The 14,869-nt window shown below is 65.1% G+C and carries 14 protein-coding genes; 5 read left to right on the top strand and 9 right to left on the bottom strand.

All coding sequences use genetic code 11. The annotated features are described in order from the left end of the window. Positions 1-73: 73 nt before the first annotated feature. From tpx to ACPTTF_RS02790, 3 genes are all read left to right on the top strand, one after another. Entirely contained in the window at positions 74-577 is a 504-nt protein-coding gene (tpx, locus tag ACPTTF_RS02800) for a thiol peroxidase (protein WP_011350875.1), read from the top strand. An 85-nt stretch (positions 578-662) separates the two neighbouring features. Continuing rightward, complete coding sequence (locus ACPTTF_RS02795; protein ID WP_423370195.1) at positions 663-1,601, top strand: carbohydrate kinase family protein; 939 nt, start codon at positions 663-665, stop codon at positions 1,599-1,601. Between the two features lie 19 nt (positions 1,602-1,620). After that, the gene (locus ACPTTF_RS02790; protein ID WP_166964917.1) at positions 1,621-2,094 is read left to right on the top strand and encodes a glycine zipper 2TM domain-containing protein; all 474 of its coding nucleotides are present in this window, start codon (positions 1,621-1,623) and stop codon (positions 2,092-2,094) included. A 220-nt stretch (positions 2,095-2,314) separates the two neighbouring features. Here the strand turns inward: ACPTTF_RS02790 and ACPTTF_RS02785 are convergent, their stop codons facing one another. The 7 genes from ACPTTF_RS02785 to ACPTTF_RS02755 all read right to left on the bottom strand — a co-directional run bounded on the left by ACPTTF_RS02785 (position 2,315) and on the right by ACPTTF_RS02755 (position 10,284). After that, entirely contained in the window at positions 2,315-2,998 is a 684-nt protein-coding gene (locus ACPTTF_RS02785; protein WP_166964919.1) for a histone H1-like DNA-binding protein, read from the bottom strand. Positions 2,999-3,026: 28 nt separating this feature from the next. After that, positions 3,027-3,353, bottom strand: coding sequence for a hypothetical protein (locus tag ACPTTF_RS02780; RefSeq protein WP_080971037.1), 327 nt, complete (start codon positions 3,351-3,353; stop codon positions 3,027-3,029). 83 nt (positions 3,354-3,436) lie between these two features. Continuing rightward, positions 3,437-4,648 (bottom strand): ribonucleotide-diphosphate reductase subunit beta, encoded by a 1,212-nt coding sequence (locus ACPTTF_RS02775; protein WP_166964921.1) that lies wholly within the window; start codon positions 4,646-4,648, stop codon positions 3,437-3,439. Between the two features lie 365 nt (positions 4,649-5,013). Further along, positions 5,014-8,010, bottom strand: a complete 2,997-nt coding sequence (locus tag ACPTTF_RS02770; RefSeq protein ID WP_423370194.1) for a ribonucleoside-diphosphate reductase subunit alpha — start codon at positions 8,008-8,010, stop codon at positions 5,014-5,016. 462 nt (positions 8,011-8,472) lie between these two features. Next, positions 8,473-9,063 (bottom strand): 1,6-anhydro-N-acetylmuramyl-L-alanine amidase AmpD, encoded by a 591-nt coding sequence (gene ampD, locus ACPTTF_RS02765; RefSeq protein ID WP_423370193.1) that lies wholly within the window; start codon positions 9,061-9,063, stop codon positions 8,473-8,475. Next, positions 9,060-9,377 (bottom strand): PP0621 family protein, encoded by a 318-nt coding sequence (locus tag ACPTTF_RS02760; protein ID WP_423370192.1) that lies wholly within the window; start codon positions 9,375-9,377, stop codon positions 9,060-9,062. Before ACPTTF_RS02760 ends, ampD begins: the two co-directional genes overlap by 4 nt. Before the next feature lie 13 nt (positions 9,378-9,390). Then, entirely contained in the window at positions 9,391-10,284 is an 894-nt protein-coding gene (locus tag ACPTTF_RS02755) for a cytochrome C assembly family protein (protein WP_011350867.1), read from the bottom strand. A gap of 89 nt (positions 10,285-10,373) precedes the next feature. Here ACPTTF_RS02755 and ffh point away from each other — a divergent pair, with 89 nt between their 5' ends. Then, complete coding sequence (gene ffh / locus ACPTTF_RS02750) at positions 10,374-11,741, top strand: signal recognition particle protein (protein ID WP_174939063.1); 1,368 nt, start codon at positions 10,374-10,376, stop codon at positions 11,739-11,741. Between the two features lie 94 nt (positions 11,742-11,835). Next, entirely contained in the window at positions 11,836-12,387 is a 552-nt protein-coding gene (locus ACPTTF_RS02745) for a hypoxanthine-guanine phosphoribosyltransferase (RefSeq protein ID WP_069247073.1), read from the top strand. An 85-nt stretch (positions 12,388-12,472) separates the two neighbouring features. Here the strand turns inward: ACPTTF_RS02745 and ACPTTF_RS02740 are convergent, their stop codons facing one another. Together ACPTTF_RS02740 and ACPTTF_RS02735 are read right to left on the bottom strand one after the other, a co-directional pair. Then, positions 12,473-13,075, bottom strand: a complete 603-nt coding sequence (locus ACPTTF_RS02740) for a MarC family protein (RefSeq protein WP_059697879.1) — start codon at positions 13,073-13,075, stop codon at positions 12,473-12,475. A gap of 21 nt (positions 13,076-13,096) precedes the next feature. Beyond that, entirely contained in the window at positions 13,097-14,833 is a 1,737-nt protein-coding gene (locus tag ACPTTF_RS02735; RefSeq protein WP_166964934.1) for a proline--tRNA ligase, read from the bottom strand. Positions 14,834-14,869: the final 36 nt, after the last annotated feature.

Genomic DNA, 14,869 nt, shown 5'->3' with positions numbered 1-14,869 from the left:
CGCGCCGCGGCGCGCGCATGCGCGCCCGTCTCAACCCGCGCGCCCGAGCGGCGCGCTATTTCGGAGCACGAACATGAGCAAAGTTACGCTGGGTGGCAACCCGATCGATCTCGCCGGCACGTTCCCGGCCGTCGGCGCGCAAGGCGCCGATTTCAAGCTGGTCGGCAAGGATCTCGCCGACCTGTCGCTCGCCAGTTTCGCCGGCAAGCGCAAGGTGCTGAACATCGTACCGAGCCTCGACACGCCGACCTGCGCGACGTCGACCCGCAAGTTCAACGAAGCCGCATCGTCGCTCGACAACACGGTGGTCGTTGTCGTGTCCGCCGACCTGCCGTTCGCCGCTACGCGCTTCTGCACGACCGAAGGCCTCGAGAATGTCGTGACGGCTTCGACGTTCCGCACCGGCCGCGCGTTCGCGAACGCGTACGGTGTCGACGTGACGAGCGGCCCGCTGAACGGCCTGACCGCACGTGCGGTTGTCGTGCTCGACGCGCAGGACAAGGTGATCCACGCGGAACTCGTCGGCGAAATCAAGGACGAGCCGAACTACGATGCAGCGCTCGCCGCACTGAAGTAAGCTTTCTTTCGCACTCCCCTGCCGCGCCGCGCCTTTCGCGCGGCGTTGTCGCGCAGGGTCCCTCATTTCTACAGGAACGCACACCTTGGCTACGTTGATTTGCGGCTCGATCGCCTACGACTCCATCATGACTTTCGAAGGGCGGTTCCGCGAGCACATCCTGCCCGACCAGGTGCACCTCATCAACCTGAGCTTCCTCGTGCCGACGATGCGCCGCGAATTCGGCGGCTGCGCGGGCAACATCGCGTACGCGCTGCACCTGCTCGGCGGCGATGCACGCATGATGGGAACGATGGGCGCGCTCGACGCGCAGCCGTATCTCGACCGGCTCGACCAGCTCGGCCTGCGTCGCGACCACGTTCTCGTGCTGCCCGACACGTATACGGCGCAGGCGATGATCACGACCGATCTCGACAACAACCAGATCGCGGCGTTCCACCCGGGCGCGATGATGCAATCGCACTTGAACCATGCGGGCGACGCGCCGGACATCAAGCTCGCGATCGTCGGCCCTGACGGCTTCGGAGGGATGGTGCAGCACGTGGAAGAGCTCGCCAGGGCCGGTGTGCCGTTCGTGTTCGATCCGGGCCAGGGCTTGCCGCTGTTCGACGGTGCGACGCTGCGCCGCAGCATTGAACTTGCGACCTATGTGGCGGTCAACGACTACGAGGCCAAGCTGGTGAGCGACAAGACGGGATGGTCCGAAGATGAAATCGCCAGCCGGGTCGACGCCCTCGTCATTACACGTGGCGAGCACGGCGCGACCATCCGCCACAAGCAGGGCACGGAGCAGATTCCTGTCGTACCGGCCGAGCGCATCGCCGATCCGACCGGCTGCGGCGACGCCTTCCGGGGCGGCCTGCTGTACGGCATCGAGCATGGCCTCGACTGGGCAACCACGGGCCGCCTCGCGAGCCTGATGGGCTCGCTCAAGATCGCCCATCAGGGGCCCCAGACTTACGTACTGACGCGCGCCGAGATCGACGCGCGCTTCGAGACTGCATTCGGTTACAGTCTCAAATGAATATTGTGGGAGAGCAAAGATGTTGACGAAAAAGACCCTCACGCTAGCAGCCATGCTGACGGCCTCGCTGACGCTCACCGGTTGCTTCACCGCACCTGGCTCGGCGGATGTCTATAGCGTCGGCCAGGCGCAGCGCGAACAGACGGTCCGCATGGGCACGGTCGAAAGCGTCCGTGCAGTGCGCATCCAGTCCGACGGTGCCGGCAGTGCGATCGGCACGCTCGGCGGCGGCGCACTCGGTGCAGTGGCAGGCAGCGCGATCGGCGGCGGCAAGGGGTCGATCCTGACCGCGATCGCCGGCGGTCTCGTCGGCGCGGTCGCGGGCAACGCGGTCGGCGAAAACCTCAGCACGGCGAACGGTGTCGAAATCACCGTGCGCCTCGACAACGGCGATCTGCGCTCGATCACGCAGGCAGCAAGCGGCGAAGCGTTCCGCGCCGGCGAGCGCGTGCGACTGCTGTCGAGCGGCGGCGTCACGCGCGTCACGCACTAACAGGTACCTCAGCTCGCGGCGCAAGCCGCGGTCGAACGCATGTGCGAAGCTGCACATGCGTTTTTTTTCGTCCGTATTCGCCGCATCCGGGCATCCGGCACACCGACAACGACGGACGAAAAAAATCCCGCCACCTGAGCCAGATGGCGGGACTGATTGAGTAGCGCTACTCAACCCACGGACACCACGTGAGTGTCCGGGTGGTGCAGGTCAGCCTCGATTACGGACGGCTGCCGGTCGGGAACGGCCATGCCGCTGCCGGGTTGAGCGCGGTCTTCACGCCCGATGCCGGCGCAACCGATGCGGTCGACGCGGTCGTTGCCGGTGCAGCCTTCTTCACGACGGCCTTCTTCGGAGCAGCAGCCTTCTTCGGAGCCGCAGCCTTCTTGGCCGGAGCGGCAGCCTTCGTCGCAGCAGGTGCGGCGGCCTTCTTCGCAGGGGCAGCCTTCTTCGCAGCAGGCGCAGCCTTCTTCGCGGCAGCCTTCTTGGCAGGCGCAGCCTTCTTAGCAGCAGCCTTCTTCGCCGGCGCAGCCTTCTTGGCAGCAGCCTTCTTCGCCGGTGCGGCCTTCTTGGCAGCAGCCTTCTTCGCCGGTGCGGCCTTCTTCGCAGCAACCTTCTTCACTGCGACTTTCTTGACTGCAACCTTCTTCGCTGCGGCCTTCTTCGCCGGTGCTGCCTTCTTCGCAGCAACCTTCTTCACTGCGACCTTCTTGGCTGCAACCTTCTTCGCTGCGGCCTTCTTCGCCGGCGCTGCCTTCTTCGCGGCAACCTTCTTCACCGCGACCTTCTTGGCAGCAACCTTCTTCACTGCAGCGGCCTTCTTCGCCGGAGCAGCAGCCTTCTTCGCAACGGTCTTCTTGGCAGCAACCTTCTTAGCAGCCGGTTTCTTCTTGGCGGTAGCCATGTTGTTCTCCTTCAGGTTCAGATGAGAGTCAGTTCAAACTACACCCTTCGTCAAAACCCGCTTCCCGCGGACGCTGTTCAGGACGTGCGCTTCGAAGCGGGCTATTCATCGGCGTACGCGGATACCACGCGCTTACGCTAATGAATACGGTATGGCGCGCGTGACCACCCGGCCTCGCGCGCCAAATCAAGTCGGTAGCCGGCGCACCTCGCGCCGCTACCCCTAATCGCTTGATCAAGCGGACCGCCACACGGCCGTCCGCTTTATCCGGAGGGAAGTTTGCCCATCCCACTGAAGGGTTCGCAAAGTGCCTGTCGTATCGTTGGGCCGTTAAGGCACCGGGCATGCTTTGCATCAGGCGTTCTTGCTCCTAAACCTTGGACCGGGGCCGAGAGGCCGCCGGCTGCTCACATCATGTGACGGGTTCGCTGCTGCGGGTTATTCCCAGGACAGCGCGCCCCCCGTCTGATACTCGATCACACGCGTCTCGAAGAAGTTGCGTTCCTTCTTCAGGTCGATCATCTCGCTCATCCACGGGAACGGGTTTTCCTCGTTCGGGTACAGCGGATCGAGGCCGATCTGCTGGCAACGGCGGTTGCTGATGAAGCGCAGATAGCTCTTGAACATCGACGCGTTCAAACCCAGCACGCCGCGCGGCATCGTGTCTTCGGCGTAGCGGTATTCGAGTTCGACAGCCTGCTTGAACAGCTCACGGATCTCGGCGCGGAATTCCGCGGTCCAGAGATGCGGATTCTCGAGCTTGATCTGGTTGATCAGGTCGATGCCGAAGTTGCAGTGCATCGACTCGTCGCGCAGGATGTACTGATATTGCTCTGCAGCACCCGTCATCTTGTTCTGGCGGCCGAGCGCGAGGATCTGCGTGAACCCGACATAGAAGAACAGCCCTTCCATGATGCAGGCGAACACGATCAGCGACTTCAGCAGCTTCTGATCCGCTTCGAGCGTGCCGGTCTTGAAGGCCGGATCCGTCAGCGTATGGATGAACGGGATCAGGAATTCGTCCTTCGCGCGGATCGACGAGACCTCGTGGTACGCGTTGAAGATCTCGCCTTCGTCGAGACCGAGCGATTCGACAATGTATTGGTACGCGTGCGTGTGGATCGCTTCCTCGAACGCCTGGCGCAGCAGGAACTGCCGGCACTCGGGCGCCGTGATGTGGCGGTACGTGCCGAGCACGATGTTGTTCGCCGCGAGCGAATCGGCCGTCACGAAGAAGCCGAGGTTGCGCTTCACGATGCGGCGCTCGTCCTCGGTCAGACCGTTCGGGTCCTTCCACAGTGCGATGTCGCGGGACATGTTGATTTCCTGCGGCATCCAGTGGTTCGCGCAACCGGCCAGATACTTTTCCCACGCCCACTTGTACTTGAACGGCACCAGCTGATTCACGTCAGTCTGGCCGTTGATGATGCGCTTGTCGGCGACATTGACCCGCGCTTCCGAACCGCCGGCGGGAACAGCCGATGCTTGCGGCGGCACCGCAAGATCGCCTTCGAAAATGTCACGGACCTGATGGGCGGCAGGCGTTGCAGCCTGCATTCCGACAGCCATCCCGGCGGAGGTGCGCATCGCGTTTTGCTGCGCTCCGCTCGCGGGGGTTACGGCAGTCTTCTCGTCATCCCAGTTGAGCATAAATTCTCACCATCAATTTAGAACGGTTTGTACCATCTTTTCCTGAGCGATAAAAGGGTTCGCTCACGAAAAATCCTTTTTTCGATTCGCGTTGCGACCTCGATACAACACTTTGAGCAACGCATCGTCGTTCATGCAGCGCGCGATGTGAGTCGCGCGTGTATCGCGAGGTGCGCTCGACGCATCGAACGCTGATCGAAACACGACGTCGTCGGGGATGTTTCGATCGCTTGTCACTGCCTGCAACGCAGGTGGTGCGTTACAGATTCCTTATCATTTTTTTAGTTGAGAGCGGCCCACACTTCAACCTCGATCGGTCGTCGTGTGCGCCGCCCTTGCCTGCTTCTCAGGTCAGGCGCACTGCGTTACTGGCACGCTTCGCACTCGTCGAAGCCAGGATCGCCCGGACGCATCGTGCACACCGGACCATCTGCCTCGACCGGCGCGAGTGCCGGCGCTGCGTCGACTGCGCCCGACGACGATGCTGCGTCGCCTGCCGCACCGAAGCCGCCCGCTGCGCCTTGCGCGCCGCCGCTGCTCGAACCGCCGCCCGTCGGCACGGCGTTCAGGGCGCCGTGTGCGACCGTCGATTTCTCGACGTGCGTCGCCGCCATCGTGCGGAGGTAGTAGGTCGTCTTCAGGCCGCGCAGCCATGCGAGCTTGTAGACCTCGTCGAGCTTCTTGCCCGACGCGCCGCCCATGTAGATGTTCAGCGACTGCGCCTGGTCGATCCACTTCTGGCGACGCGATGCCGCTTCGACCAGCCACGTCGGGTCCACTTCGAACGCGGTCGCGTAGATCGCACGCAGGTCGGCCGGGATGCGGTCGATGCGCGACAGCATGCCGTCGAAGTACTTCAGGTCGGCGACCATCACTTCGTCCCACAGGCCGCGTTCCTTCAGGTCGCGCACCAGGTACTCGTTCACCACCGTGAATTCGCCCGACAGGTTCGACTTCACGTACAGGTTCTGGAACGTCGGCTCGATACAGGCCGACACGCCGATGATGTTCGAGATCGTCGCCGTCGGTGCGATCGCGACGCAGTTCGAGTTGCGCATGCCGTGCGTGGCGATCCGCGAACGCAGCGTCGTCCAGTCGAGCGACTCCGACGTGTCGACCTCGACGTAGCCGCCGCGCGCTTCGGCCAGCAGCTTCAGCGTGTCCTGCGGGAGGATGCCGCGATCCCACAGCGAGCCGCGGTAGCTCGAGTAGCGGCCGCGCTCCTCGGCCAGCTCGGTCGACGCGTGGTACGCGTAGTAGCAGACCGCTTCCATCGAACGATCGGCGAACTCGACCGCTTCGGTCGACGCGTACGGCGTGCGCAGCAGGTGCAGGCAGTCCTGGAAGCCCATGATGCCCATGCCGACCGGACGGTGCTTCAGGTTCGAGTTACGCGCCTTCGGCACCGCGTAGTAGTTGATGTCGATCACGTTGTCGAGCATGCGCATCGCGACGCTGATCGTGCGCTTCAGCTTGTCGTGGTCGAGCGCGTAGCTGCCGTCGGCCTGCTTCACCAGGTGGGCGACGAGGTTTACCGAGCCGAGGTTGCACACCGCGATTTCGGTGTCGCTCGTGTTCAGCGTGATTTCCGTGCACAGGTTCGACGAGTGGACGACGCCGACGTGCTGCTGCGGCGAACGCACGTTGCACGGATCCTTGAACGTGATCCACGGGTGGCCCGTCTCGAACAGCATGCCGAGCATCTTGCGCCAGAGCTGCGCCGCCGGGATCTTCTTGAACAGCTTGATCTCGCCGCGCGCGACCTTCTCTTCGTAAGCCGTGTAAGCCTTCTCGAAATCGGCGCCGAACTTGTCGTGCAGGTCCGGGCAGGTCGACGGCGAGAACAGCGTCCAGTCGGCGCCTTCCATCACGCGCTTCATGAACAGGTCGGGGATCCAGTTCGCCGTGTTCATGTCGTGCGTGCGGCGGCGGTCGTCGCCGGTGTTCTTGCGCAGCTCCAGGAACTCCTCGATGTCGAGGTGCCACGATTCGAGGTACGCGCAGACCGCGCCCTTGCGCTTGCCGCCCTGGTTCACCGCGACGGCCGTGTCGTTGACGACCTTCAGGAACGGGACCACGCCTTGCGACTTGCCGTTCGTGCCCTTGATATGCGAGCCGAGTGCACGCACGCGCGTCCAGTCGTTGCCGAGGCCGCCGGCGAACTTCGACAGCAGCGCGTTTTCCTTCAGCGCTTCATAGATGCCGTCGAGATCATCCGCGACCGTCGTCAGGTAGCACGACGACAGCTGCGAGCGGTGCGTGCCCGAGTTGAACAGCGTCGGCGTCGAGCTCATGAAGTCGAAGCTCGACAGCACGTTATAGAACTCGATCGCGCGCGTTTCGCGATCGATCTCGTTCAGCGACAGGCCCATCGCGACGCGCATGAAGAATGCCTGCGGCATTTCGATGCGGCTGCCTTCGACGTGCAGGAAGTAGCGGTCGTACAGCGTCTGCAGGCCGAGGTAGCCGAACTGCAGGTCGCGGTTCGCGTCGAGCGCTTCGCCGAGACGCTTCAGGTCGAACTGCAGCAGCTTGTCGTCGAGCAGGCCGGCGTCGACGCCGCGCTTCAGGAACTGCGGGAAGTATTCCGCGTAGCGGGCCGACATCTCGGACTGCACCACTTCCTCGCCGAGGATCTCGCGACGGATCGTGTGCAGCAGGATGCGGGCCGTGACCTGGCTGTATGCCGGATCCTTCTCGATCATCGTGCGCGCTGCGAGGATCGCCGAGTCGTAGACCTGGCTCATCGGCACGCCGTCGTACAGGTTCTTCACCGTTTCGGCGACGATCGGGTCAGGGTTAACCGCAGCGCCGAGGCCGTCGCACGACGACACGATCAGCGCGCGCAGTGCGTTCAGGTCGAGCGGGCGCGTGACGCCGTTGTCGACGACGTTGATGCCGGTGCTCGACTCGCCGCCCGCTGCCGCCGCTTCCTCGCCCGCATGCTGGCGCTCGAGGTGACGCTTCTCGCGATACAGCACGTACGCACGCGCGACGTTGTGCTCGCCGCCGCGCATCAGCGCGAGTTCGACCTGGTCCTGGATGTCTTCGATATGGAACGTACCGCCGTTCGGGCGGCTGCGCACGAGCGCGCGCACGACGTTGTGCGTCAGTTGCTCGACCTGCTCGCGCACGCGCGCCGATGCCGCGCCCTGCCCGCCGTTGACGGCCAGGAAAGCCTTGGTCACCGCGATCGCGATCTTCGAAGGTTCGAACGACACTACGCTGCCGTTGCGGCGGATCACCTTGTAGTCGGCGAACGTGGCCTGCGGCGCGAGCGCCGTCGCGCCCCGTTCGGTCCCGCCGAGCGGACGGCTCGAGGCGCTCTCGTACTGGGACGTCGCGTTGTCGGTGGTTTGCATGTGCAAAGCTCCTGGTGTTGGGTGGTGCGGAGAGAACCGCGGATTAAAACGAACGCTGCGCAACGCGGTGCGCGAGCGGTAAGAGGCGAGCGATGCGCCGGGGAAGCCGGTTCGGTCGATGCGCGACAACCGATCCGGTCGTGTGCTTCGTCATGTGTACCCTGCCCCGCCGAAGTTCGCTGCGCTGATCGCGACGCCCGGACCGCCCGGCCTGACGCGCCGCCCTGAGAACCCTGTCCGCCGGCGTTGCCCGCCGGCCGGCGCCGCTCGGGTTTCCCCTGCGACACACACTATATCTAGTGCAGAATTGCTCAACTGGCACCAAGTATAGTGGACATTCGGACGAGGTCAAAACGGATAATTTGCGCTGAAGGTATTGACATCACCCCCGCCTCCCGGAGGGGTAGACGTGACAAGGCATTGGTCGGAAAAAAAAATTTCGCCGGTTCAAAAACCCTGCGCTCAGTGCTGACGGAAAGGAAAGTATTCGGCGGAAAAGCCGGCATCGCCTGCGAAGCGTTGCCAATCGAAGTGCGGGCCCGGGTCGGTCTTGCGGCCCGGCGCGACGTCCGAGTGCCCCGCGAATGCGTCGACCGGATAGCGCTCGGCGAGCGCGCGGGAGAGCGCGGCCAGGACCGCGTATTGCGCATCGTCGAACGGCACGTCGTCCGCGCCTTCGAGCTCGATGCCGATCGAGAAGTCGTTGCAGCGCACCCGGCCGAAGAACTCGGACGAGCCCGCGTGCCACGCGCGCTCGTCGCACGACACGAACTGCACCAGTTCGCCGCCGCGGCGGATCAGGAAGTGCGCGGACACGCGCACGCCGCGCAGGTGGCTCTGGTAATAGGGGTGCGCATCGCAGTCGAGGCGATTCAGGAACAGCGACTCGATCGCGTCGCCGCCGAACTCACCGGGCGGCAGGCTGATGTTGTGGACGATCACGAGCGTCGGCACCGCGCCCGCGGGCCGCGCCTCGAAGTTCGGCGACGGCGCATGGCGCGCTTCGCGCACCCAGCCGTTCGCGTCGACCGACAACAGCGGCGCGTCGCTCATCGCGCGTCGTGACCGCTCGTACGCGCGGCGTGGCGCTGGGCGTGCTCGGCACTGCAGAAGTAGTCGCCACCCGCCGCAATCGCATCGCCTTTCGGCGCATGCACGCCGCATTCGGCGCAGCGCACCATCGGCTCGGGCAGCGACCGCGCGTCGCCGTTCGGGCGCGCAGCGCCGGCGCCGCCGGCACCGGACGCGCCGTCGTAACCCGCGCCGCGGCCGGTGCGGGCCTGCGCTTGCTCCTGGGCCTGGCGCAGCTTGCGCGCAAGCCACGAACCCGCGAAGAAGAGAAGAATCAGGAGAAGAATCTGTCGCATCGGAAACCTGCGGTCAAACCACGGAACGGTGCAGCAGCACCTCGAAAACGAACCGGCTGCCGACATACGCGAGCAGCAGCGCGGCGAACGACACGAGCACCCAGCGCGCAGCACCACGGCCACGCCAGCCCGACGTCTTGCGGGCGACCAGCAGACCGCCGAACATCAGCCACGACAGGATCGCGAATACGGTCTTGTGGTCGAGCCGCAGCGCGCGCGCGTCGACCTGCTCGCTGAACAGGATGCCAGACGCGAGCGTCAGCGTGAGCAGCACGAAGCCGGCGCCGATCAGGCGAAACAGCAGCTTCTCGAGCGTGAGCAGCGGCGGCAACGTCTCGAGCCAGCTCGCGATCCAGCCCGTCGAGCCGTCGCGCCCGCCGCTTCTCAGCGACTGCAGGCGCCGCTCGACCATCAGCATCAGGATCGCGTGCAGCGCGGCGATCGCGAACAGCCCGTACGCGATGTTCGCGATCAGGAAATGCAGCTTGAACAGCGGCGCTGCGGCATAAGGAAGCACCCGCACGCCGCCGAACACGAGCGGCAGCAGCGATGCGCCGCACGCGAGCGGGAGCACGAGCAGCCGCAGGCTGTCGAGCGGGAAGAAGAAGCTCTCGATCCAGTAGATGCCGGCGCCGAGCCAGAACATCGCGGACAGCGCGAACGCGAAGCCGAACACCATCGCGTCGTTCGGGAAGATGGTCGTGTGGAGCAGCACGCCGTGCGCGACGAGCGCGGCAAACAGCAGCGCGCGGCCGGCCCCGCTCATCCCGGACGCGGCAGACGCGGGAACCGGCACGGCCGGCACGCTCGCGACGAGCGGCGTCGCGCCCTGACGGTGCGTGCGCCAGCCTGCGACGGCGAGGCCGCCGTACAGGAATGCGGTGAGGGCATACAGTACAATATCCATGTTCGAAGTTTACACTAGGCCCCCTTCCCGCGACGGCTCCCTTTGTTCGGTTCCGCCGCGCCTTCGGGCCCCACTGTCCATCGCTCCCCATGCTCGACAATCTCACTCAACGGATGGCGCGCGTCGTCAAGACGCTGCGCGGCGAGGCCCGGCTTACCGAGGCGAACACCCAGGAGATGCTCCGCGAGGTGCGTCTCGCGCTGCTGGAGGCCGACGTCTCGCTGCCCGTCGTCCGCGAATTCATCGCCAAGGTCAAGGAAAAGGCGCTCGGCGAAGAAGTGATCAGCAGCCTGTCGCCAGGCCAGGCGCTCGTCGGCGTGGTCCAGAAGGAACTGACCGCCGTGATCGGCGGCGACTACGAAGGCAAGGCCGCCGAGCTGAACCTCGCGGTCACGCCGCCCGCGGTGATCCTGATGGCCGGCCTGCAGGGCGCGGGCAAGACCACGACCGCCGGCAAGCTCGCGAAGCTGCTGCGCGAGAAGTACAAGAAGAAAGTGCTGACCGTGTCGTGCGACGTGTATCGCCCGGCCGCAATCATGCAGCTGAAAACGGTGAGCGAACAGGTCGGCGCCGACTTCTTCCCGTCCACACCGGACCAGAAGCCCGTCGACATCGCCATCGCGGCCGTCGACTGGGCGAAGCGCCACTATCATGACGTGCTGATCGTCGATACGGCCGGCCGCCTCGGCATCGACGAGGCGATGATGCAGGAAATCGCCGCGCTGCACGACACGCTGAAACCGGCCGAAACGCTGTTCGTTGTCGACGCGATGCTCGGCCAGGACGCGGTCAACACCGCGAAGGCGTTCAACGACACGCTGCCGCTCACCGGCGTCGTGCTGACCAAGCTCGACGGCGATTCGCGCGGCGGCGCGGCGCTGTCGGTGCGTCACGTCACGGGCAAGCCGATCAAGTTCGTCGGTGTCGCCGAGAAGCTCGACGGCCTCGAGGTGTTCCACCCCGACCGGATGGCGAACCGGATCCTCGGCATGGGCGACATCCTCGCGCTCGTCGAGGAGGCGCAGCGCGGCGTCGACGTGCAGGCCGCGCAGAAGCTCGCCGACAAGGTCAAGAAAGGCGGCGACTTCGACCTGAACGATTTCCGCGCGCAGATCTCGCAGATGAAGAACATGGGCGGCCTGTCGTCGCTGATGGATAAACTCCCCGCGCAATTCCAGCAGGCAGCCGCAGGCGCCGACATGGGCCAGGCCGAGAAGTCGATCCGCCGGATGGAAGGCATCATCAGCTCGATGACGCCCGCGGAGCGCGCGAAACCCGAGATCATCAAGGCGACGCGCAAGCGCCGCATTGCAGCCGGCGCGGGCGTGCCGGTGCAGGAAGTCAACCGGATGCTGAACCAGTACGACCAGATGCGTACGATGATGAAGAAGCTGAAGGGCGGCAACATGCAGAAGATGATGCGCGGCCTGAAGGGCATGATGCCCGGCATGCGCTGATTCCGCCCGTCGGCCGGCGCGCGGGTTTTTGCTGTAGCGCGCGCCCGCCGTTCTGCTTCATTCTTATTTGTATACCGACTGCCCGCCAGAACACATGAACCGCGAAGAAGCCCTCCACATTTTCAACCACTCCGAAGAGATCGTCTCGGCCGATGCCGTCAATGCGTCGATCTCCAAGATGGCCGACGCGATCCGCGCCGAGATCGGCGACGCGTTCCCGCTCGTTCTCTCGGTGATGGGCGGCGCCGCGGTGTTTACCGGGATGCTGCTGCCGCATCTCGATTTCCCGCTCGAATTCGACTACATCCACCTGACCCGCTACCGCAACACGACGCAGGGCAGCCCGGAAATGCACTGGCGCGTCGCGCCGCGCGAATCGGTGAAGGACCGGATCGTGCTCGTGCTCGACGACATCCTCGACGAAGGCGAGACGATGGCCGCGATCCGCGACCGCATCCTCGACATGGGCGCGCAACGTTTCATGTCGGCCGTGCTGTGCGAGAAGACGCTCGCGAAGGCGAAGCCGCTGCACCCCGACTTCTGCGGCTTTGCGGTGCCGGATCGCTACGTGTTCGGCTGCGGGATGGACGCCAAGGGCTACTGGCGCAACCTGCCGACGATCCGCGCGCTGACCACGAACGTCTGAACGCCCCGCTGCGCACTATATAAATGGAAAGCGGCGCTCCGGTCTCCCGGAGCGCCGCTTTTTTGTGGGCGCGCGCCGCTCGGCCCTACAGCTGGTGCACGAACGCGCGGATGCCGCCCAACATCATCTCGACCGAAATCGCGACGAGCACGAGGCCCATCAGCCGCTCGAACGCCGCGACGGTCCGTTCGCCGATCCATTGCTGGATCCGCTCGGCCAGCACCAGCGTCACCGCGCAGACGATCATCGTGACCGTCAGCGCGCCGACCCACTCGAGCATCTTGCCGGGCCCCTGCGACGTCAGCAGCATCACCGTCGCAAGCGCGGACGGCCCGGCGAGCGCCGGAATTGCGAGCGGCACGATGAACGGCTCGCCGCCCGCGCGCGGATCGCTGCCGAGTGCGCCGTCCGGATGCGGGAAGATCATCCGCAGCGCGATCAGGAACAGCACGATCCCGCCGCCGAGCCGCAGCGACAGGTCGGTGAGGCTCATCATCCGCAGGAAGCGGTCGCCGACCAGCATGAAGAACAGCAGGATCACGAACGCAATCCCTACTTCACGCAGGATCAGCTTCACGCGCCGCTCACGCGGCACATCCCGCATGGCCGAAATGAACAGCGGGATGTTGCCGAGCGGATCGGTGATCAGCACCAGGAGCACGGTGGCCGACAGGAAGGTGTATTCCACCGCGTTCCCCGGTCGGTGCGCTTAGCGCGCGAGCGCGGCGCGGATCTTCTCCGCGACCGTCGCCGCAGCCGCGTCGGCCGGCAGCAGCGTCGCCTCGGCGTCGCGGCGGCCCTGATACTCGATCTTGCCTTCCTTCAGGCCGCGCTCGCCGATCACGAGACGATGCGGCACGCCGATCAGCTCCCAGTCGGCGAACATCACGCCCGGGCGCTCGCCACGGTCGTCGAGGATCACGTCGATGCCGGCCGCGGCGAGTTCCGCGTACAGCTTGTCGGCGGTCTCGCGCACCATGTCGCTGCGGTCATAGCCCATCGGGCACAGCACGACTTCGAACGGCGCGATCGACTCGGGCCAGATGATGCCGCGCTCGTCGAAGTTCTGTTCGATCGCCGCGCCGAGAATGCGCGTGACGCCGACGCCGTAACAGCCCATCAGCATCGGCTGCGGCTTGCCCGACTCGTCGAGGAACGTCGCGCCCATCGCTTCCGAGTACTTGGTGCCGAGCTGGAACACGTGGCCGACTTCGATGCCGCGGCAGATGTCGATCACACCCTTGCCGTCCGGCGACGCGTCGCCCTTCTTCACGTTGCGCACGTCGGCGACGTCCGGTTCCGGCAGGTCGCGGCCCCAGTTCACGCCGGCGATGTGATAGTCGACCTCGTTCGCGCCGACGACGAAATCGCTCATGTTCGCGACCGTGCGGTCCGCGATGACCTTCACCGGCTTCTTCGTGCCGACCGGGCCGAGGTAGCCCGGCGGCGTGCCGAACCACTCGACGATTTCCTGCTCGGTCGCAAAGCGGTGGTTCTTCAGGCCCGGCAGCTTCGACACCTTGATCTCGTTCAGGTCGTGGTCGCCGCGCAGCATCACGAGCCAGATGGTCGGCTCGGCGCCTTCGTTGTCGGTCGCGAGCACGATCGACTTGATCGTGCGCTCGAGCGGGATCGCCAGCAATTCGGCGACGGCTTCGCACTTCGCCTTGCCCGGCGTCGCGACCTTCGCCATCGCCTCGGCCGGCGCCGCGCGTTCGGCGATCAGCGGCAGCGCTTCGGCCGCCTCGATGTTCGCCGCGAACTCGGACGTCGGGCAGTACGCGATCGCGTCCTCACCGGTGTCGGCAATCACGTGGAATTCGTGCGAGAAGTTGCCGCCGATCGAGCCGCTGTCGGCCGCGACCGCCCGGAACTCGAGGCCGAGGCGCGTGAAGATGCGCACGTACGCGTCGTACATCTTGCGATACGACTCGTTCAGGCCAGCCGCATCCTTGTCGAACGAGTACGCGTCCTTCATGATGAATTCGCGGCCGCGCATCACGCCGAAACGCGGACGGATCTCGTCGCGGAACTTCGTCTGGATCTGGTAGAAGTTCACCGGCATCTGCCGGTAGCTCTTGATCTGGTTGCGCGCGATGTCGGTGATGACCTCCTCGTGCGTCGGCCCGATCACGAAGTCGTTGTCCTTGCGATCCTTGAAGCGCAGCAGCTCGGGGCCGTACTGTTCCCAGCGGCCCGATTCCTGCCACAGTTCGGCTGGTTGCACGGCCGGCATCAGCAGCTCGATGGCGCCCGCCCGGTTCATTTCCTCGCGCACGATCGCCTCGACCTTGCGAATCGAACGCAGGCCGACCGGCAGGTAGTTATAGATGCCGCCGGCGACGCGACGGATCATGCCGGCGCGCACCATCAGCTTGTGGCTGACGATCTCTGCGTCGGCGGGTGCTTCTTTCAGGGTGCCGATAAAGAAACGGGAAGCTTTCATGCGGACGGTTCCAAAAACGGCGCCCCCAGGCGGGGC

Origin of the sequence: Burkholderia crassaminum (assembly GCF_964265005.1) — a bacterium.
Taxonomy (GTDB): Bacteria; Pseudomonadota; Gammaproteobacteria; order Burkholderiales; family Burkholderiaceae; genus Burkholderia.
This window is presented reverse-complemented; position numbering and strand designations above follow the sequence as displayed.